The sequence below is a fragment of the Streptomyces griseus genome (genome assembly GCF_001715295.1).
GTDB lineage: Bacteria > Actinomycetota > Actinomycetes > Streptomycetales > Streptomycetaceae > Streptomyces > Streptomyces griseus_G.
Genome location: NZ_MDKB01000003.1, coordinates 551,433 through 571,341 on the forward strand (window position 1 = coordinate 551,433; position 19,909 = coordinate 571,341).

At 73.4% G+C, this 19,909-nt stretch carries 18 protein-coding genes; 11 read left to right on the top strand and 7 right to left on the bottom strand.

The genetic code is table 11. From position 1 onward, the window contains the following. Positions 1-16: 16 nt before the first annotated feature. Genes efeB through BA175_RS18705 form a run of 3 tightly spaced genes read left to right on the top strand, consistent with a single transcriptional unit; the run spans position 17 to position 3,207 of the window. Positions 17-1,318, top strand: coding sequence for an iron uptake transporter deferrochelatase/peroxidase subunit (gene efeB / locus BA175_RS18700; protein ID WP_079159715.1), 1,302 nt, complete (start codon positions 17-19; stop codon positions 1,316-1,318). A 43-nt stretch (positions 1,319-1,361) separates the two neighbouring features. Next, positions 1,362-2,330, top strand: a complete 969-nt coding sequence (gene efeU / locus BA175_RS29780) for an iron uptake transporter permease EfeU (protein WP_079159675.1) — start codon at positions 1,362-1,364, stop codon at positions 2,328-2,330. Next, positions 2,218-3,207 carry a hypothetical protein gene (locus tag BA175_RS18705; RefSeq protein WP_175420887.1) on the top strand — a complete coding sequence of 330 codons (990 nt, stop codon included), beginning with the start codon at positions 2,218-2,220 and terminating at the stop codon, positions 3,205-3,207. The genes efeU and BA175_RS18705 overlap by 113 nt, the downstream gene beginning before the upstream one ends. Positions 3,208-3,474: 267 nt before the next feature. Here the strand turns inward: BA175_RS18705 and BA175_RS18710 are convergent, their stop codons facing one another. Both BA175_RS18710 and BA175_RS18715 read right to left on the bottom strand, forming a co-directional pair. Next, positions 3,475-4,218, bottom strand: a complete 744-nt coding sequence (locus BA175_RS18710; RefSeq protein ID WP_069172581.1) for a bifunctional DNA primase/polymerase — start codon at positions 4,216-4,218, stop codon at positions 3,475-3,477. Between the two features lie 142 nt (positions 4,219-4,360). Then, entirely contained in the window at positions 4,361-4,981 is a 621-nt protein-coding gene (locus BA175_RS18715) for a TetR/AcrR family transcriptional regulator (RefSeq protein ID WP_069172582.1), read from the bottom strand. A 111-nt stretch (positions 4,982-5,092) separates the two neighbouring features. Between BA175_RS18715 and ddaH the strand changes: the two genes are divergently transcribed. After that, positions 5,093-6,001, top strand: coding sequence for a dimethylargininase (ddaH, locus tag BA175_RS18720; protein WP_368073319.1), 909 nt, complete (start codon positions 5,093-5,095; stop codon positions 5,999-6,001). 26 nt (positions 6,002-6,027) lie between these two features. Here the strand turns inward: ddaH and BA175_RS18725 are convergent, their stop codons facing one another. Both BA175_RS18725 and BA175_RS18730 read right to left on the bottom strand, forming a co-directional pair. Continuing rightward, a complete protein-coding gene (locus BA175_RS18725; protein WP_069172583.1) occupies positions 6,028-7,026 on the bottom strand; it encodes a small ribosomal subunit Rsm22 family protein in 999 nt (332 codons plus the stop codon). Between the two features lie 65 nt (positions 7,027-7,091). Next, positions 7,092-8,402 carry a multidrug effflux MFS transporter gene (locus tag BA175_RS18730; protein WP_069172584.1) on the bottom strand — a complete coding sequence of 437 codons (1,311 nt, stop codon included), beginning with the start codon at positions 8,400-8,402 and terminating at the stop codon, positions 7,092-7,094. Positions 8,403-8,487: 85 nt separating this feature from the next. Here BA175_RS18730 and BA175_RS18735 point away from each other — a divergent pair, with 85 nt between their 5' ends. Next, positions 8,488-9,492, top strand: coding sequence for a Gfo/Idh/MocA family protein (locus tag BA175_RS18735; protein WP_069172585.1), 1,005 nt, complete (start codon positions 8,488-8,490; stop codon positions 9,490-9,492). Positions 9,493-9,531: 39 nt separating this feature from the next. On the opposite strand, the gene BA175_RS18740 is transcribed toward BA175_RS18735, so the two are convergent. After that, the gene (locus BA175_RS18740) at positions 9,532-11,202 is read right to left on the bottom strand and encodes an alkaline phosphatase D family protein (RefSeq protein ID WP_069172586.1); all 1,671 of its coding nucleotides are present in this window, start codon (positions 11,200-11,202) and stop codon (positions 9,532-9,534) included. 142 nt (positions 11,203-11,344) lie between these two features. Between BA175_RS18740 and BA175_RS18745 the strand changes: the two genes are divergently transcribed. The 3 genes from BA175_RS18745 to BA175_RS18755 all read left to right on the top strand — a co-directional run bounded on the left by BA175_RS18745 (position 11,345) and on the right by BA175_RS18755 (position 13,719). Then, a complete protein-coding gene (locus tag BA175_RS18745) occupies positions 11,345-12,100 on the top strand; it encodes an SDR family oxidoreductase (RefSeq protein ID WP_069173108.1) in 756 nt (251 codons plus the stop codon). Between the two features lie 146 nt (positions 12,101-12,246). Then, positions 12,247-12,708, top strand: a complete 462-nt coding sequence (locus BA175_RS18750; RefSeq protein ID WP_069172587.1) for a lamin tail domain-containing protein — start codon at positions 12,247-12,249, stop codon at positions 12,706-12,708. Positions 12,709-12,864: 156 nt separating this feature from the next. Further along, the gene (locus tag BA175_RS18755; RefSeq protein WP_069172588.1) at positions 12,865-13,719 is read left to right on the top strand and encodes a PhzF family phenazine biosynthesis protein; all 855 of its coding nucleotides are present in this window, start codon (positions 12,865-12,867) and stop codon (positions 13,717-13,719) included. A gap of 30 nt (positions 13,720-13,749) precedes the next feature. Here BA175_RS18755 and BA175_RS18760 read toward each other — a convergent pair whose 3' ends face one another. Beyond that, positions 13,750-14,751: an aldo/keto reductase gene (locus tag BA175_RS18760; protein WP_069172589.1), complete on the bottom strand. Its 1,002-nt coding sequence runs from the start codon at positions 14,749-14,751 to the stop codon at positions 13,750-13,752. Between the two features lie 61 nt (positions 14,752-14,812). Further along, positions 14,813-15,451 (bottom strand): TetR/AcrR family transcriptional regulator, encoded by a 639-nt coding sequence (locus BA175_RS18765; RefSeq protein ID WP_069172590.1) that lies wholly within the window; start codon positions 15,449-15,451, stop codon positions 14,813-14,815. Positions 15,452-15,550: 99 nt separating this feature from the next. Between BA175_RS18765 and BA175_RS18770 the strand changes: the two genes are divergently transcribed. The 3 genes from BA175_RS18770 to BA175_RS18780 all read left to right on the top strand — a co-directional run bounded on the left by BA175_RS18770 (position 15,551) and on the right by BA175_RS18780 (position 19,882). Next, positions 15,551-16,999, top strand: a complete 1,449-nt coding sequence (locus BA175_RS18770) for an MFS transporter (protein WP_069172591.1) — start codon at positions 15,551-15,553, stop codon at positions 16,997-16,999. A gap of 267 nt (positions 17,000-17,266) precedes the next feature. After that, entirely contained in the window at positions 17,267-18,169 is a 903-nt protein-coding gene (locus BA175_RS18775; protein ID WP_069172592.1) for a glycosyltransferase family 2 protein, read from the top strand. A gap of 375 nt (positions 18,170-18,544) precedes the next feature. Further along, entirely contained in the window at positions 18,545-19,882 is a 1,338-nt protein-coding gene (locus BA175_RS18780; protein ID WP_069172593.1) for an MFS transporter, read from the top strand. The last annotated feature ends 27 nt before the right edge of the window (positions 19,883-19,909 follow it).

Genomic DNA, 19,909 nt, shown 5'->3' on the forward strand with positions numbered 1-19,909 from the left:
GGCCGGGGACGGAGCGATGGCGGGGAACGGAACGACGGGCGGGGACGACGTCAGGCCCGGGCACGACGAGGCGGGCCCGCGGCCGGACGGCGCCCGGACGCCGTCGCGGCGCGCGTTGCTCGGCTGGGGCGGGGCCGGGCTCGCGCTCGGCGCCGTGGCGGCGGGCGGCACGGTCGCCGCGGTGCGGTCCGGCGGTGCGGAACCGGCTGCGGACAGCGGCGCCGCGGTGCCCTTCCACGGGCCGCACCAGGCGGGTATCGCCACCGCCGTCCAGGATCGGCTGCACTTCGCCTCCTTCGACGTGACGACGGAGGACCGGGCCGAACTGGTCGCCCTGCTCAAGGAGTGGACCCGGGCCGCCGAGCGGATGACCGCCGGGCACCCGGTGGGGGACGGGGCTTACGGCGGCCTGGCGGAGGCACCGCCGGACGACACCGGCGAGGCCCTCGGCCTTCGGCCGTCCCGGCTGACGCTCACCCTCGGTTTCGGGCCGTCCCTGTTCGCCCGGGACAGGTTCGGGCTGGAGGGGCGGCGGCCCGAGGCGCTGGTGGATCTGCCGAAGTTCCCCGGGGACAACCTCGACGCCACCCGCAGCGGCGGCGACCTGTGTGTACAGGCGTGCGCGGACGACCCGCAGGTCGCGGTGCACGCGATCCGCAACCTCGCCAGGATCGGCATGGGGCGCACGGCGATCCGCTGGTCGCAGCTGGGGTTCGGCAAGACGTCCTCGACGACGCCGGACGCCCAGACGCCCCGCAATATGATGGGCTTCAAGGACGGCACCCGGAACGTCTCCGGCACGGACACCGCCGCCCTGGACGCGCACGTGTGGGTCGGTGCTAAGGAGGGCGCCGGCTGGATGACCGGTGGCTCGTACCTCGTGGCCCGGCGCATCCGGATGCACATCGAGACCTGGGACCGCGCGCCCCTGCAGGAGCAGGAGGACGTCTTCGGCCGCGACAAGGGCGAAGGCGCCCCGGTCGGGAAGTCGAAGGAGCACGACGAGCCGTTCCTGAAGGCGATGAAGCCGACGGCCCACGTACGGCTCGCCCACCCCGACACCAACGGCGGGGCGACGATCCTGCGCCGCGGCTACTCCTTCACCGACGGTACGGACGGTCTGGGCAGGCTCGACGCGGGACTGTTCTTCCTGGCCTACCAGCGGGACGTCCGCAAGGGCTTCATCCCGGTGCAGCGGAGCCTCGCGGCGGCCGACGCGCTCAACGAGTACATCCAGCACGTGGGTTCGGCGGTCTTCGCCGTTCCACCGGGCGTACGTGACCGGGACGACTGGTGGGGCAGGGCGCTGTTCTCATGACCGACACCACCGGCCGCATGACCGACACCGTGGAAGGACCCGCATGTTCGGCAACTATCTGATCGGCCTGCGCGAGGGCCTCGAGGCCAGCCTCGTCGTCTGCATCCTCGTCGCGTACCTGGTCAAGACCGGGCGCCGCGACGCGCTGCGCCCGGTGTGGACCGGCATCGCCATCGCCTGCGCGATCTCGCTGGCCTTCGGGGCGGCGCTCGAATTCGGCTCCCAGGAGCTGACGTTCGAGGCGCAGGAGATGCTCGGCGGTTCGCTCTCGATCATCGCCGTCGGGCTGGTGACCTGGATGGTCTTCTGGATGCGGCGGACGGCGCGGCACCTGAAGAAGGAACTGCACGGCAAGCTGGACGCGGCACTGGAGATGGGCACGGGCGCCCTGGTCGCCACCGCGTTCCTGGCGGTGGGCCGCGAGGGCCTGGAGACCGCCCTCTTCGTGTGGGCGTCGGTGCGGGCGAGCGGTGAGGGCTCCTCGTCGCCGCTGATCGGGGTGCTGCTGGGCATCGCGACCGCGGTGGTCCTGGGCTGGCTGTTCTACCGGGGCGCGCTGAAGATCAACCTGTCGAGGTTCTTCACCTGGACGGGCGGCATGCTCGTCGTCGTGGCGGCCGGGGTGCTCGCCTACGGGGTGCACGACCTCCAGGAGGCCCGCTTCCTGGGCGGTCTGGGGAGCAAGGCGTTCGACGTCTCCGCCACGGTCCCGCCGGACAGCTGGTACGGAACGCTGCTCAAGGGGGTCTTCAACTTCCAGCCCGATCCGACCGTGCTCCAGGTCACGGTGTGGGCGCTCTATCTCATCCCCACGCTCGTGCTGTTCCTCGCCCCGGTAGGGTTCAGGCGGTCAGTGCGGACGACGGATCAGAAGGCGCAGAAGGCAACGGATGAGAAGGCTGGGTCGACTGGCGGCGGGGCTCGCGACGGCGACGGTGCTGAGCGTGACGGCGAGCGGCTGCGTGACGGTGCACGGCGAACGGGAAGTCGTGCCGGGGGCGACGAAGGCTGAGGCCGCCAAGGCCCTCGAGGACTTCACCCTCGCGTACAACAAGGCGGACGAGGCGTACGACCCGGCGCTGGACGCGGACCGGGTGACCGGGTCGCTCGGGGCCATCAACCAGGCCGGCCTGACCGCACGCCGGAAGAACAGTCCGGACGGCAACGCGGCGCACCGGCCGCTGGAGCTGTCCGACGCCTCCTTCACCATCCCCAGGAAGGCGGGCTGGCCGCGCTGGTTCCTCGCGGACACCGACTCCAACCGCGACCAGGACGGCGGGAAGCTGGACACCCGCTGGCTCCTCGCGTTCGTCCGCACCGGGCCGAAGACGCCGTGGAAGGCCGCGTACCTCGCGGTGGTGGCCCCGTCCGAGGTGCCGAAGTTCCGTGCGGACGCGGACGGCTTCGCCCAGCCCCTCCCCTCGGCGGACACGGACGAGGCCCTGGCCACCCCTCCGGCGGACCTGAGCGCGACCTACACGGCGTACCTCCAGGACGGCACACCGGACGTCTTCGCGCCGGGTGCGACGACCTCCGGCTGGCGGGACGCGCGCAAGAACTCCCGCAAGGCCGGTTTCTCGTTCCAGTACGTCGACCAGCCGCTGGCTTCCGGAACGTTCGCCCCGCTGGGGCTGACCACCGAGGACGGCGGGGCGCTGGTCTTCTTCAGCAGCAGGCACTTCGAACGGCAGACGGCCGCGAAGGGGCTCCGGCCGACGGTCACGGCGGACGTACAGGCCCTGCTGACGGGTGAGGTGAAGAGCACGCTGACCAAGGAGCGGGTCTCCAGCCAGCTGGTGTACATACCCGAGCGGGGGGCCGGTGGCCAGGACGGCAAGGTACGCGTGCTGAACCGGCTGCCGGGGCTCGTCGCGGCGAAGGGCTCGTAGGCCGTGTCTCGACAGTGGCGTCGTCCGCCCGAAGGGCAGGACCGGAGGCGTCCGGTGCGTGCGATCGCACGGCGGAGGGTCGTCCCGGTACTGGATGTATCGGGCTGATCCCGACAACGCGGCGCGTGCGCGTGCCGGGCGTCGCCGGGCGGACGGGACTGTCGAATCGCGGCCGTATCCTCCGGGGCGCTCCCGGGCGGTGGCGCGGGCGCGCACCGCTCCACCGGCCGCCGGCGAGGCACGGTGACAGCGTCCCCGGTGGGGGCGTCAACGGCTCGTGGGCCAGGCCACGGCGTCGTGGTCGAGGTCGCTCGCGTCGGCCGTGTCCGCGTACTGCGCGCAGGCGTCGGTGAGGATCTCCAGCAGGGTCAGCGGATCGGGCAGCGGATGCTCGGGGCCGCGGATCCACCGCACGTCCTGGTCACCGGGAAGGCTCGCGGGCGGCACCAGGACGTAGCTGCCGCGGCAGTGCCAGCGCATCCCCGGACGCTCGTCCATCGTCTCGGGATGGCAGTCGAGCTCGCACGGCCACCACTCGTCCTCGTCCTCGGGCGTCCCGCGCGTGGCGGTGAAGAAGAGCATCCGGTCCTCGCCGGACCGGGCGACCGGGCCGACGTCGACGCCTGCGGCGGTGAGCCGGTCCAGGGCACTGTGCCCCGCCGTCAGCGGGACGTCGAGGACGTCGTGGACCATGCCGGTCGCGGTGATGAAGTTGGCCAGCGGCTGTCCCGCGGCCCAGCGCTCGATCTGGTCGCGGTCGGTCGTGGACTGCGTCTGCCAGGCGAAGGAGAGGGGGTGCCGGGCGGGCGTCGGGCAGCCGACACGCTCGCAGGAACATCGGTAACCGGACGGATGCGCGGCGGGTGAGATCGGCATTCCCGCGTCCGCGACAGCGAGGAGCAGGGCCAGACGGGCCGCTTCGTCGGCCTCCGGCTGCGGTTTGGGCCGTCGGCGCAGCCACTGGGAGATCCTGCTCTCTGTGCCGCGATAACGGCCGGAATCGGCGCCCATCTATCCCCTCACCTCAGCGGTACTGACTCCATGGTCCCACCATCCTGCTCCCCCGGGGGCCGGAGTCGCGGAGCGGGGTGCCCGAGCCGGTGCCCGGGGGCCGGTTCCTGCCTACGGAATGCCGGGGAGGGGTGAGTTTATTTCAGGTTCCGGCCGACAGGCCCCGCAGGGCGTGGTCGACGACCGCGTCGGCGTAGGCGTGGGTCAGCGGGAGGGTCCGCAGCAGCCAGCGGTGGGTGAGCGGGGCGATCAGCAGCTCCAGCGCGATCCGCGGGTCGATGTCCGCCCGCACTTCGCCGGTCTCCTGGGCCGCGCGCAGCCGTGTGACGTACCACTGCGCCTGGGGTTCGAACAGCTTCTCCACGAACTGGGCGGCCAGGGCCGGATCCATGATGCCCTCGGCGGTCAGTGCGCGGGTGGGCGCCTCGCTCACGGGGTCGTTCAGCTCGTCCACGGTGGCCCGCAGGACGGCCTTCAGGTCGGCGGCCAGATCCCCGCCGTCCGGGAGGCCCGGGGAGGCGCCGTCCCCGGCGGCCTCGGCCTGCCGGGCCGCCAGGTCGAGGAAGGCCTCCATGAGGACCGCGGCCTTCGACGGCCACCAGCGGTAGATGGTCTGCTTGCCGACCCCGGCGCGGGCGGCGATCCCCTCGATCGTCGTCCTGCCGTAGCCGGCCTCGCCCACGAGGGCGAGCGCGGCGTCGTAGATCGCCCGGCGCGAGCGTTCGCTGCGGCGGCTGGAGTCCGGGGCCTTGTGCGGTGCCATGCCGCCAATCTACAAGCCGGCACTCCGGTACGTATCGTCTTGCCGGGCCGCCCGTAGTCCTGGGGGAACCACCCGTTCGGATCACTGCGCCATCGGCCGGCGGGGCGCACCATGAAGGCACGCACAGACCCGTGCGCATCCCACCGTTCCGCAGCTCAGGCTGCCGTTCGCGAGGAGCCCGCATTGCCCCGTGACGCCACCCCTCATCGCTACCTGATGTGCGCCCCGGCCCACTTCCAGGTCACCTACTCCATCAACCCGTGGATGGACCCCTCGAAACCCGTGGACCTGCCCTTGGCGGTCACCGAGTGGGAGACCCTGCGCGACCGCTACCGCGCACTCGGCCACACCGTCGAGCTGCTCACGCCCCGCCCCGACCTGCCCGACATGGTGTTCGCCGCCAACGGCGCGACCGTCGTCGACGGCCGGGTGCTGGGCGCCCGGTTCGCCTACCGGGAGCGGTACGCCGAGGCGGAGGCCCACCGCGAGTGGTTCCGGGCGAACGGCTTCACCGAGATCCGTGAACCGGATCATGTCAACGAGGGCGAGGGCGACTTCGCCGTCACCGCCTCCTACCTCCTGGCCGGGCGCGGCTTCCGGTCCAGCCCGCTCTCCCACGGCGAGGCGCAGGAGTTCTTCGGGCGTCCGGTGATCGGCCTGGATCTGGTGGACCCGCGCTACTACCACCTGGACACGGCGCTGTGCGTGCTCGACGACGCGGCCGACGAGATCATGTACTACCCGGGCGCCTTCTCGCCGGGCAGCCGGTCCGTGCTGGCCCGGCTCTTCCCGGACGCGCTGATCGCCCAGGAGGCGGACGCCGCGGCCCTGGGCCTCAACGCGGTGAGCGACGGGCGCCACGTCCTGCTCCCCCAGGAGGCGGTGGGGCTCCTCGATCCGCTGAGGGACCGGGGCTTCGAACCGGTGCCGGTGGGTCTGGGGGAACTGCTCAAGGGCGGCGGCAGTGTGAAGTGCTGCACCCAGGAGCTGCGGGCCGGGGAGAGCGCGCCCCCGAGCTGAGGCGTCCCCCGGAGACGGAGGGCGCCTCAGCCGTCCCCGGGCGGCGGCCAGGCGTCACCCCACGCGGTGTCCCGGGCGGCACGGTAGAGCTCGCCGTGCCGCTTGGTGACCGTGGCCCGGCGCAGTCCCTCGTCCCTGGTGCAGAGCTCCAGCAGCACCTGGCCCTTGCGGATCTGGGGCCGGCGGACGACCCGGGCCTCCACCGGACCGGCGGGGAAGCGGGTCGCCACCACGTAGCTGAACTTCTCGTCCTCGTGGCTCAGCGAGCCGCCCTTCACCCGGCGGTGCAGCGACGAGCGGCTGACCCGCGCCGAGAAGTGGCACCAGTCCGTGCCCTGCTCGATGGGGCAGGAGCCGCTGTGCGGGCACGGCGCCGCGACGGTCATCCCGGCGGCGATCAGCCGGTCGCGGGCCTCGATGACGCGGGCGTACCCGTCCGGTGTGCCGGGCTCCACGATCACCACGGCCTGGGCGGACGCGGCACAGGAGTCCACCAGCGCGGTCCGGTCCCCGGGCGTGAGCTCCTTGAGTACGTAGCTGACGGTGACCAGGTCCGTGGGGGCGGGCTCCTGGGAGTCACCGATCCTGGCCCGCTGCCAGGACGCCGCGCGCAGCGTGGGGATGCCGGAGGCGTCGGCGAGCTCACGGCCGAGGGCGAGGGCCGGCTCGGCCCAGTCCAGGACGGTCGTCCGGGGCCCCTGCTCCCAGGCGCCGGCGACGGCCCAGGTCGCCGCGCCCGTCCCCCCGCCGACGTCGGTGTGCGTGGCGGGCACCCAGTCCGGCGCGGCCGCGCGGAGTGCGGCGAGGCAGGCCCGTACGGCCTCGAAGGTCGCGGGCATCCGGTACGCGGCGTACGCGGCGACGTCCGAGCGGTCGCGCAGGACGGGGGCGTCGGTGGGGGTGGTCCCGCGGTAGCTGGCGATGAGCCGGTCGACGGCCTGCGCGGCCTGCGCGGGCGGCAGCCCGTCGAGGAGTTCGGCCAGGGCGGAGCGCAGGGCTTCCGCGGTGGGGAGGGTGGCGTTCACCGCCGAATTGTAGGCGCAGTGGGCCGTCTCTCCGCAGGCCGGCGGTCCGCACCCGTCCCGTGCGGTTACCCGGCCACCGCCCTGTCCTGCGGGGCGCGCTGCCAGGGCCGGCACAGCAGCAGGAAGCACGCCACGGCGGAGAGCGCGCAGACCACCTGGACCACGGCCATGGGCACGGCCGTCTCCTCCCCCGCGATGCCGACGAGCGGCGAGGCGACGGCGCCGATGAGGAACGACGATGTGCCGAGCAGCGCCGAGGCCGACCCGGCGGCGTGCCGGGTGCGCATCAGCGCCTGGGTGTTGGTGTTCGGCATCGCCAGCCCCATGGCGGACATGAGGACGAAGAGTCCCGCCGCGACCGGCAGCAGGCCCACGTCGCCGAAGACACCGGCCGTCATCAGCAGCAGGGCGATCGCGGCGAGGGAGATGACGGCGAGTCCGAACCCGAGGGCCTTGTCCAGGCTGATCCGGCCGACCAGCACCTTGCCGTTGATCTGGCCCACGGTGATCAGCCCGATCGAGTTGATCCCGAAGAGCAGGCTGAACGTCTGCGGCGAGGCCCCGTAGATCTCCTGCATGACGAAGGGCGAGGCGCTCACGTAGGCGAAGAGCGCGGCGAAGGCGAGGCTGCCCGCGACCATGTAGCCGGTGAAGACCCGGTCGGCCAGCAGGCCGCGCATGGTCCGCAGGGCCTCGCCGATCCCGCCGGTGTGCCGCTCCGCCTCGGGAAGCGTCTCGTGCAGCCACTTCCAGACGACGAAGGTGAGGAGCAGGCCGACGCCGGTGAGCACGACGAAGATGCCGCGCCAGTCGGTGAACCGCAGTACCTGCCCGCCGATCACGGGCGCGATGACGGGGGCGACTCCGGAGATCAGCATCAGGGTGGAGAAGAACCTGGCCATCTCCATCCCGTCGTAGAGGTCGCGCACCACGGCCCGGGAGATGACGATGCCGGCGGCGCCGGCCAGGCCCTGCACCAGGCGGAAACCGATGAGCAGTTCGGCGGAGGGCGCGAAGGCGCAGATCACGGTGGCGAGGACGTAGACGGCCATGCCGAGGAGCAGCGGCCTGCGGCGTCCCCACCGGTCGCTCATCGGTCCGACGACCAGCTGACCGAGCGCCATGCCGGTGAGGCACGCGGTCAGGGTGAGCTGGACGGTCGCCGCCGGGGCGTGGAGCGCGTCGGTGACCGCCGGCAGCGCCGGGAGGTACATGTCCATCGACAGGGGCGGCAGGGCGGTGAGTCCGCCGAGTACCAGGGTGACCAGGAGTCCGGCCCGCCGTGCGGCGGCCGGGGCGGGGCCGGTCGGTGTGCGTGGGGATGGCTGCTCTTCGTGCTGTGCTCGCTGGGCCCGGCTCACGCCGCTGTCCGGCATCCTCGTCTCCGCTTCGTTGAATCCGCATCTATGCTCTCAGGTCAGTCGTAGTGGTCGGAACCTTTTTGCGTGAGGGCGTGCGGGCATGAGCGGGACGGTGCGTTGGGGTGTTCTGGCGACGGGCGGCATAGCCGCGACGTTCACGGCGGACCTGCTGGCGGTGAAGGACGCGGGCGCCGAGGTCGTGGCGGTCGCCTCCCGCACGGAGGGCTCCGCGAAGGCGTTCGCCGAACGGTTCGGGATCGAGCGGGCCTACGGCAGCTGGGCGGAGCTCGTCGCGGACGACGACATCGACGTCGTGTACGTGGCCACCCCGCACTCCGCGCACCGGGAGGCGGCCGCCCTCGCCCTGGAGGCCGGCAAGCACGTGCTGTGCGAGAAGCCGTTCACGCTCAACGCGCGGGAGGCGCAGGAGCTCGTGGCCCTGGCCCGGAAGCACGGCCTCTTCCTGATGGAGGCCATGTGGACCTACTGCAATCCGGTCATCCGCCGGATGACCGAGCTGGTGCGGGACGGGGCCATCGGCGAGATCCGCACGGTGCAGGCCGACTTCGGCTTCGCGGGCACCTTCGGTGCCGGGCACCGGCTGCGCGACCCCGCGCTGGGCGGCGGTGCGCTGCTGGACCTCGGGGTCTACCCGGTGTCGTTCGCCCAGCTGTTGCTCGGTGAGCCGGACCGGGTGCAGGCGGACGCGCTGCTCTCCCCGGAGGGCGTCGACCTCAACACCGGGATGCTGCTGGGCTGGGACTCGGGTGCCACGGCGCTGCTGAGCTGTTCGATCGTCGGCGACCTGCCGACCATCGCCTCGGTGACGGGCACGGCGGGGCGGATCGACTTCCCGCAGGGCTTCTTCCACCCCGAGCGTCTCGTCCTGCACCGGCCGGGCCGGGAGCCCGAGGAGGTCACCACCGGCCCCGGCCCGCAGGGACTGTCGGGCATGCAGTACGAGGCGGTCGAGGTGATGCGGTCCGTCCTGGCGGGCGAGACGGAGTCCCCGCTGGTGCCGCTGGACGGCTCGCTCGCCGTGATGCGGACGCTCGACGCGGTCCGTGACCGCATCGGCGTCCGCTATCCGGCGGACGGGCGCTGACGCCGGGCCGGGCCCCTCGGTGCCGGGGCCCGGGCCCGGTCACGCCGGGGTGAGCCCCGGGTTCCCCGCCTCGGTGACGAAGGATCCGGCCGTCGTGAGGGGCGCGCCGGGCGTGGTGACCGCCGCCACCGTGCGGAAGTCGGCGCGCGCCCGGTCCTCGCGGAGTTCGACGACGGCGTACCCCCGGCGGCCGTTGTAGAACTTCATGTGCGGGTTGGCCCGGGTCAGGTTGTCCCAGTTGGCCGGCTTCTCGGAGCCGTTCCTACCGCTGGAGACCGAGGTGGCGACGATCTCCGTGCCGACGGTCCGGGAGGCCGGGTCGTCGAAGTCCTTCTTCAGGTCGAAGCCGTAGCCGACGTGCACGTCTCCGGTGAGCACCATCAGGTTCTCGATCCCGGCGGCCTCGGCCCCGTCCATGATCCGCTGCCGGGAGGCCGGGTAGCCGTCCCACGAGTCCATGGAGAGCTTGTAGGCGTCGGTCGGCACGTCGCGCCGCTGGGCGAAGGTGACCTGCTGGGGTACGACGTTCCACTGCGCGCGGGACGTCTTCCAGCCGTCGAGCAGCCAGCGCTCCTGGGCGGCGCCCGTCATGGTGCGCGCCGGGTCCTCGGACTCCGGTCCGGGGATCTTCCAGCCGTCTCCGTACGCCTGGTTGCTGCGGTACTGGCGGGTGTCGAGGATGTCGAACTGGGCGAGCCGGCCGAACCGCAGCCGGCGGTAGAGCCGCATGTCGGGGCCGGTGGGCCGCTGCGGGGCGCGCAGCGGCTGGTTCTCCCAGTAGGCGCGGTAGGCGGCGGCCCGGCGCAGCAGGAACTCCTCGGGCGGGACGTCGTTCTCGGGGGTGTCGCCCGCGTAGTTGTTCTCCGTCTCGTGGTCGTCCCAGGTGACGACGAAGGGGTGCGCGGCATGGGCGGCGCGCAGGTCCGGGTCGGACTTGTAGAGGCCGTACCGCATCCGGTAGTCGTCCAGCGTGATCGTCTCGCGGGCGAAGTGGGCCGGCAGGACGCGGTCGGTGTAGCCGCGGGCGCCTCCGGTGGCGGTGACCGCGTACTCGTAGAGGTAGTCGCCGAGGTGGAAGACCACGTCGACGTCCTCGGACGCGAGGTGCCCGTAGGCGGTGAAGTAGCCGTCGTGGTAGGCCTGGCAGGAGACGGCGGCCAGGGTCATCGAGCCGTTGCGGGCGCCGGGGGAGGGCGCGGTGCGGGTGCGGCCGGTGGGGCTGATCCAGCTGCCGGCGCGGAAGCGGTAGTAGAAGGTCCGGTCGGAGTCCAGGCCGTCGACGTCGACGTGGACGCTGTGCGCGAACTCGGGGTGGGCGGTGGCTGAGCCGCGCCGGACGACGCGGCGGAAGCGCTCGTCGCGGGCGATCTCCCAGCGGACCTGGACGCGGTCGGCGGGCAGTCCGCCGTCGGCGTCGTAGGGGCGGGGGGCGAGTCTCGTCCACAGGAGGACCGAGTCGGGCAGCGGGTCCCCGGAGGCCACACCCAGGGTGAAGGGGTCCTCGGTGATCCGGCGGGCGTCGAGTTCGGCGGCGCTCGCGCTGCCTGCGGCCGGCAGGCCGGCGGCGAAGGCCAGGGCCGCTGCGGCGCCGGTGACCGTGAGGAAACGGCGGCGGCCCACGCCGGACCCGAGGCGCCGGGCAGCCTCGCGGAACTCGGCGGAGTGCCCGTGCCGGTCGCCGGGCGTGCGGGTGATCTGTGCGGGTGTCATGTGCCCCTCCCCTGCCGGATGTTGTCAGAGGCATTGGAATGCGCGGCGACGACGTACCGTTGGCGGGTACACATCGCCCTCATGGCGGTGCGATGAGCACCGGGTGCCGGTCGCCGCCCGGCCTCGCGTACGCTGCCGGGCCATGGACTCCGAGCAGTCGATCGCTGTGGTGACAGGTGCGGGATCGGGCATCGGCAGGGCCGTCGCCCTCACTCTCTCGGGCGCGGGCTGGACGGTGGTCCTGGCGGGGCGGCGGCCCCTGCCGCTGGAGGAGACCGCCGCCGCGGCCGGGCCGGGCACCGCGGTGTGCGTCCCCGCCGACGTGACCGACCCGGACCAGGTGGCGGCCCTCTTCTCCGGGGTACGGGAGCGCTTCGGGCGGCTGGACCTGCTCTTCAACAACGCGGGTACGTTCGGCCCGGCCGGCACGCCCCTGGAGGACCTCGCCCACGAGGACTGGCGCACGGTGGTGGACGTCAACCTGACGGGGGCGTTCCTGTGCGCGCAGGGGGCGTACCGCCTGATGAAGGATCAGGACCCGCAGGGCGGACGGATCATCAACAACGGGTCCGTCTCGGCGCACGCGCCCCGCCCGCACTCGGTGGCGTACACGGCGACGAAGCACGCCCTGACGGGCCTGACGAAGTCGTTGTCCCTGGACGGGCGTCCGTACCGGATCGCCTGCGGGCAGATCGACATCGGCAACGCGGCGACCGACATGACGGAGCGGATGCGGAGCGGGATCCTCCAGGCGAACGGCGAGACGGCCGTCGAGCCGGTGATGGCGGCGGACGACGTGGCCCGCACGGTCCTGCACATGGCGCAGCTGCCGCTGGAGGCCAACGTGCAGTTCGCGACGGTCATGGCGACGGCCATGCCGTACGTCGGCCGGGGCTGACCCCCACCGCGTCCGCCGCCCGTGCGCGTCCCCGAACACCCCCCAGGACGACGGAGTTTGCCGATTTCCGCGCGACGGACACGGCGCGGGGGTACTCCCCGTATGCTGCTGACCTTCACCGGAAACACACAGAAGGACCACGTCGCATGCACATACGCTCCGCCGCGCCCCTCGCCCTGGCAGCCGCCGCGCTCGCGGGCTCGCTCCTCGCCACGGCTCCCGCTTCCGCCGCCTCGCACCAGGGGGGCCTGCACCTCGGGAAGATCCAGTACGACAGCCCCGGCAAGGACACCAGGACGAACGCGTCCCTCGTGGCCGAGTACGTGGACATCCACAACAACGGCCGGACCACGCTGCAGCTCAAGGGCTACAAGCTGAAGGACAACACGGGCTACACGTACACCTTCGGCAGCTACAGGATCGCCGCCGGCAAGACGGTCCGCGTCCACACGGGCAAGGGCAGGAACGCCGGGGCCCACGTCTACTGGGGCCGCGGCTCGTACGTCTGGAACAACACCGGGGACAAGGCGCGGCTCATCAGGCCCGGCGGCACCCTCCTCGACTCCTGCTCCTGGACGAAGGGCAGCGGCGTCAAGGCCTGCCACTGACCGCGGTGACGGGCCGCCGCGTGCTGGGGGGCACGCGGCGGCCTGGGGCGGCCCGGGGTCCCGGACCCCGGGTCGTCCCGGGCACGGGGGCGGCGGGGGGACTGGCCGGTGCGAGCCGGGGGAATGCGCCCGCCCCGCCCTCGGTTGTCCAGCGACATGAGCCGACCTTCCCGCACTCACGTCCTGCGCTACACCGCCTTCTCCGCCGACCCGGCGGGCGGCAACCCGGCCGGGGTCGTCCTGGACGCCTCGGGGCTCGACGACGCGGCGATGCTCTCGATCGCCGCAGAACTCGGGTACAGCGAGTCGGCGTTCCTCACCGAGCCGGACGGCCGGGGCGGTCACACGGTCCGCTACTTCAGCCCGAAGGCCGAGGTCCCCTTCTGCGGCCACGCCACGGTCGCGGCGGCCCTCGCCCTGGCCGAACGCGATGGCCCGGGTGACCTGCTGTTCCGCACCCCCGCGGGTACGGTCCCGGTCACGGTGGCCCGGACGGACGGCGAACTCCGCGCGACGCTCACCAGCGTCGAGCCCCGGGTCATGGACGTGGCCCCGGAGGAGGTGACGGAGGCCCTGGCCGCCCTGGGCTGGCCGGCCGCCGATCTGGACCCGGACCTGCCGCCCCGCATCGCCTACGCGGGCGCCCGCCACCTGGTGCTGGCGGCCGCGACCCGGGAACGGCTGGCGGACCTGTCCTACGACTTCGCCCGCCTCGAGGCGCTCATGCACCGGCTCGACCTGACGACCGTGCAGCTGGTCCGGCGCGCGTCCGCCTCGGTCTTCCACGTCCGCGACCCGTTCCCGGTCGGCGGCGTGGTCGAGGACCCGGCCACGGGTGCGGCGGCGGCCGCCTTCGGGGCGTACGCACGCGAGCTGGGGCTCGTCGCGGACGACGCGGTCCTCACCCTGCACCAGGGTGAGGACATGGGCCGCCCCGGCACGCTCACCGTCGAACTGCGCCCGGGGGACGCCCGGATCCGGGTGAGCGGTACGGGCACCCGGATCTCCTGACCCGGCCCACGGCTACGGCTACGGCTACGGCTACGGTGCGAGCAGTCCGGCGATCTCCGCCAGCTGACCGGGCCGCAGCGGGCCGTGGGCGAGGGCGGCCGCGTTCTCCTCGACCTGGGCGACCGTACGGAAGCCGGGGATCGGCACCGCCCGACCGCTGCGGGCCCACAGCCAGCCGAGGGCGCCCTGGGCGAGGGTGCGGCCGTCCGCGGTCAGCACCTCCCGGATCGCCTCGACCCGCGCGGCCCAGTGCGCCGACGGGACGCCGCCCGCCCGGAACCAGTGCAGCCATGCGGGCGGGTCGGACCGGATGTCCCCGGCCGCCGCCCGCCGGACCGGGTCGCGCCCTCCGGTCAGCAGGCCCATGGCCAGGGGGCTCCGGACGATGCCGAGCAGACCCCGCTCCTCGCAGAGGTCCGGCATGCGGGGAGCGTCCTCCAGCACGTTGCACGCGTACTGGACGGCGGCGCAGTGCGCGCCCTCGGCGAAGAGCGCCGCGCGCTCGGGGTCGTCGGTGCTCCACCCGTAGGCCCGGATCAGCCCTTCGGCGACGAAGCCCTCGCAGGCCTCGCGCAGTGCGGCCGCCTCCTCGGGCGGGGTGTCGCCCAGGTGCAGCTGGAAGAGGTCGATGCGGTCGGTCCCCAGCCTGCGCAGGGACGCGACGAGTGCCTCACGGGCGTAGGCGGGCGACCGGTCGGCTCCGTCCATCACCCGCGTGCGCTCGTCGAACAGGTTGCCCCACTTGGTGGCGACGACGGCCTCGTCCCGGCGTCCCGCGAGCGCCCGGCCCAGCACGCGTTCGCTGTGCCCGGCGCCGTAGACGTCCGCCGTGTCGAAGAAGCGCACCCCCAGCTCCAGTGCCTGGCGGACCGCCGCCACCGACTCCTCGTCGTCCACCCGGCCCCAGCCGAGCGGGCTGCCGTCCGGCGCCGACCACTCTCCGCCGATCGCCCAGCACCCGAGGCCCAGCGCGCCGACCTCGATCCCGCTGCCGCCCAGCACCCTCGTCCGCCAGTTCGTCTCCGTGTCCATGGGCGCAGAAGCTACGGGTTGGAGTGCACGAGAGGTCAACCGTCTCCCGCCGACCGCTCCGTCAGATCACGTGCACGCCGGCCCGCGCCGCCACCGCCGCGGCCTGGGCGGCCCGGTCGGCAGCCGCGTCGTCGAGGGGGTCACCGCTGGCGAGGAGCCGGTAGTACAGGGGCGCCGAGACGGCCCGGATCACCTCGCCGGCGTCGGTGCCCGCGGGCAGCTCACCGCGCTGGACCGCGGCCTCGACGCAGCCCGACCACTCCTCGATACGCACCGCGTAGAAGTGGTGCAGCGCCTGGGCGGTGCGGGTGTCGCAGGTGGCCGCGGCGATCACGGCGGCGAAGAGGGCCCCCTGACGCGGGTCGGTCAGCGTCCGCACGACCAGCCGGGCGTTGGCCCGGAGGTCCTCGTCCAGCGAGCCCGTGTCCGTACGCGGCACGGACTGCTCCGCCATGTCCGTGAGCAGGTCGGCCACCAGGCCCGCCGGGGTCGACCAGCGCCGGTAGACGGTCGTCTTGCCGACCTCGGCGCGGCGGGCGACGTCGGCGAGGTCGAGCCGGTCGAAACCGTACTCGACCAGCGCGTCACCGGCCGCCCGCAGGACGGCCTCCCGCACGCGGGCCGTGCGCCCGCCGGGGCGGACCATGCCCGGCTCCGCTCCTCCGGCGTTCTCCGCCCCGCCCATTCCCTCAGCCTCCATAACGGGTCTCCAGTTCCATTAGCTGCCCATCCCCTGCTACGGTGACTCCACCTTAACGGAACCACAGGTCCGTTAAAACACCCCTCAGGGAGAGCCCCCATGTCCACGTCCGGAACGGCCCCCACCGCGGCGCCACTCGCGCCCCCGAACTCGCCCCGCATGACCGGCCGCCAGAAGCTCGTCCTCGTCCTCCTCCTCGGCGCACAGTTCATGATCGCCGTGGACTTCTCGATCCTGAACGTCGCCCTGCCCGCCGTCGGCAAGGGTCTCGGCTTCTCCCTCGCCCACCTCCAGTGGATAGCCACCTCCTTCGCCCTCGCCGCCGCCGGCTTCACGCTGCTGTTCGGCCGGATCGCCGACCTCCTCGGCCGCAAGCGCCTGTTCATCGGCGGCATGGCCGTCCTCGGCCTCTCCTCCGTCCTGGGCGGGCTCGCCACCACACCGGGCATGCTGCTCACCGCCCGCGTGCTCCAGGGACTCGCCACCGCGGCCGTCACCCCGGCCGGGCTCGCGCTGCTCACCACGGCGTTCAAGGAAGGACCGCTGCGCGAGCGTGCCCTCGGCCTCAACGGTGCCCTGATGTCGGCGGGTTTCACGGCGGGAGCCGTCCTCGGTGGACTGCTGACCGATCTGCTCTCCTGGCGCTGGGCCTTCCTCATCAACGTCCCCGTCGCCGCGCTCGTCGTCGCGCTCGCCCCGTCCGTGATCGCCGACTCACGGCCCGCCGTGCGGGCGAAGCTCGACGTGCCGGGCGCCGTGACCGTCACCGGCGGCCTGCTGCTGCTGGTGTTCGGCCTGACGCAGGCGGGCGAGAGCGGCTGGACCTCGCCCACCACCCCGGCCGCGCTGCTCGCCGGCGCGGCGCTCCTCGCCGCCTTCCTCCTCGTCGAGAAGCGGGCGGCCGCGCCCCTGGTCCCCCTGCGCGTCCTGAAGCGGCCCACCGTCGTCCGGGGCAACACCGCCGGGCTGATCGCCTTCGTCACGGAGACGTCCCTGGTCTTCCTGCTCACGCTCTACCTCCAGGAGGTCCTCGGCTACTCCCCGCTCGCCACCGGGCTCGCCTTCGGGGTCCTCGGCATCGGCACCGTGGCCGGCGGCATGCTCGGCGGCCGGGCGATCGGCCGGTTCGGCACCCGGCGCACGATCGTCCTGGGCGGTGCCGTCCAGGCCGTCGCCACCCTCTCCCTCGTGGCGCTCGGCAGTTCCGGCGGCTGGATCACCCTCCTGCTGGCAGCGACCTTCGTCGGCGGTGTCGGCAACATGCTGGTGATCGTGGGCTTCATGGTCACCGCGACCTCCGGGATCCCCGACGAGGAGCAGGGCCTGGCCACCGGTCTCGCCACGATGACGCAGCAGGTCGGCATCACGATGGGCATCCCGGTCATGAGCGCGGTCGTCACCGCCCGGACGGGCGGCGCCACCGGTCCGGACGCGGTGCTGTCCGGAGTCTCGACGGCGGTCCTCGTCAACGCGGCGATCGTCCTGGCCGGCGCCCTGCTCGCCGGCGCCTCCCTGGTCCGGCGGGGAGCACGGACCTCCACCGGGTGAGCCGGGCGCGGCGCCGCACCGCCGCCGGCGGCCCGGAGCCGGGGCGACCGGACACGAGCCGGAGCGAGTCGTGCGCGGGCCGCGGGGCGGGCGCCCGGCAGGATGGCGCTCAGCACCACCACCCGCCCGCCCCCGGCGCGAACCGAACGTGGACCGGCCCTCCGGTGGACGGGCCACCACCGGCGGGTGAACAGCGGGACGTTACGATCGCGGGCACCGCGGACCGGTCGAAGCACCGCTGCCGCCGAACCTCAGGAGTACCGAACCTTGTCCGAACCACGCATCGGCGTATCCGTCGTCACCATGGGAGACCGCCCGCAGCAGGTGGAGGCGCTGCTGGCGTCCGTGGCCATGCAGGACGTACGCCCCGCCCGCGTCGTCGTCGTCGGCAACGGCTCACCGCTCCCCGACTACAGCGCCTTCCCGGGCCTGACCGGCCTGGCCGGCGGGGTGACGACGATCGAGCTCGACGAGAACCTCGGCTGCCCCGGCGGCCGCAACGCCGCCCTGGCCAGGCTCGCCGAACTCGGTGACGTGGACGTCGTGATCGAGCTGGACGACGACGGACTCCTGGTGGACAAGGGTGTCTTCCGCACGGTGCGGGACCTCTACGCCGCCGACCCCCGCCTCGGCATCGTCGGTTTCCGCATCGCCGACGAGCACGGCGAGACCCAGCGCCGCCACGTCCCCCGCCTGCGCGCCGGCGACCCCATGCGCGGGGGCCCGGTCACCGCCTTCCTCGGCGGCGGCCACGCCCTCTCCATGAAGATGCTCGCCGAGACCGGGCCGTGGCCCGCCGAGTTCTTCTTCACCCACGAGGAGACGGACTTGTCCTGGCGGGCCCTCGACGCGGGCTGGAAGATCGTGTACGAACCGGGTCTGCTGCTCCAGCACCCGAAGACGTCCCCGGCCCGGCACGCGGTCTATTACCGGATGACGGCCCGCAACCGCGTCTGGCTGGCCCGCCGCAACCTGCCGCTGCCCCTGATCCCCGCCTACCTCGGCACCTGGATCCTGCTCACCGCCGCCCGCACCCGGTCGGCCAGCGGCCTGCGCGCCTGGGCGGGCGGCTTCGCCGAGGGAGTCCGCACCCCGTGCGGCGTGCGCAGCCCGATGCGCTGGCGCACGGTCTGGCGGATGACCCGCCTGGGCCGCCCGCCGGTCGTCTGACGGGCCGGATGGCCGGCGCCGGAAAAGGACCGGCGAGCGGGTACGGGCTCGGCTAGCATCTCCCGCGGAGCGGGCCGGTAGCGGCTTCGGCCGGCTCCTCCCGCGGAGCGGGCCGGGGCCCGGCGACGGAGCCGCGAGCCCGGCCTCATCCGCACGACAGCCCCCAGGTCCGTGACGCACGGACCGCGTGCCGATCCTCGTCAGGAGTGGGAGATGCCCGGTCGTCCGAGCGCGCGTTGACGTCCTGGGCCGCGAGCGGCCCGTCATCGCGTGCTGCCCCCGTCGCGCGGCACAGCGATCCTCCCTGCCTGTCCCGGGGAGCGCCCCACGCGTGCCGGGACGGCGGATCCGTCTTCGGCGACCCGAGGGACTGCTGTGCCGTCCGCTTCCGTGCCCCGCCCCCGTACCCCCGTACCGTCCGGCCTCCGTCGCGACCGCGACTTCCGCCGGCTGTGGGCGGGACAGACCGCCTCCCAGTTCGGCGAGCACGTCGGTCTGCTGGTCCTGCCGCTCGTCGCCGTGCTCGCGCTCGGCGCGGACCCCCGCCAACTGGGCGTTCTGCGGGCCGTCGGGCAGGCGCCCGCCCTCCTGCTGTCGCTGCCGGCCGGCGCCTGGGTGGACAGGTGGCGCACCCGCACGGTGATGATGCTGGCCGACCTCGGCCGGGCCCTGGTACTCGGCGGCACCGCCGCCCTGGGCCTGCTGGGGCTGCTCGCCCTTCCGGCTCTGCTGGTGGCCTCCTTCACGGTCGGGGTGCTGTCCGTGTTCTTCGACGTGGCCTACCAGGCGTCCCTCGTACGGCTCGTGCGGCGTGACCAGCTGGTCGCGGGCAACAGCGCGCTCGAGGGCAGCCGTTCGGTGGCCCAGATCGGTGGCCCGGCGCTCGGAGGCGTACTCGTCTCGGCGCTGTCCGCGCCGGCCGCCGTGGCGTCCGGCGCGGTGTTCTTCGCCGGGTCCTTCCTCACCCTCCGGAGGATCCGCCGTGACGAGAGGGTCCCCGAGGCATCCCCGCGGGTCCTGCGGCAGATCCGCGAGGGGGTCCGCTTCGTCGCCGGTGACTCCGCACTGCGCGCGATCGGTCTCGCGTCGGCCGCCTACCAGTTCTTCCTCGCGGCGACGATGACGCTCTACCTGTTGTTCCTGACCGGCCGGCTGGGGCTGTCCGGTACGGCGGTCGGCCTGGCGCTCGCGGCCACCGGGCCGGGCGCGCTGCTGGGTTCGCTGCTCGCCGCCCGCCTTCCCGGCCGGTTCGGACACGGGGTGGTGCTGGTGGCTGCGGCCGGGCTCGGGGACGGCGTGATGCTGTGCGTGCCCGCGCTGCACGGCCCGCCGGCGGTGGTGCTGCCGGCGCTCGTGGCCGTCAATCTCGTGTTCGGGACCTTCGGTCAACTGGTCAACGTCACGGTGATGGCCGTCCGCCAGGCGCTCACCCCGGACGAGATGCAGGGCAGGGCGGCCGCGACCATCTCGTTCGCCGGTATGGGACTCGCCCCGCTCGGATCGCTCCTCGGCGGCTTCCTCGCCCAGGAGTGGGGGTCGCGTACGGGCCTCCTGGTGACGGCCTCGGGGCTGCTGCTCTCCCCCGCCGTGCTGGCCCTGTCCCCGCTCGCCCGCCTGGGCCGGACCCTCCCGGACCCGTCGGCTTCGAAGGAGCGTCGACTCCCCGCCCTTCCGGCCGAGCGAAACTCAACCGTCACGGAACTGCGAGGCTGAGCCGGTCCTGACGGACCAAAAGCTCCG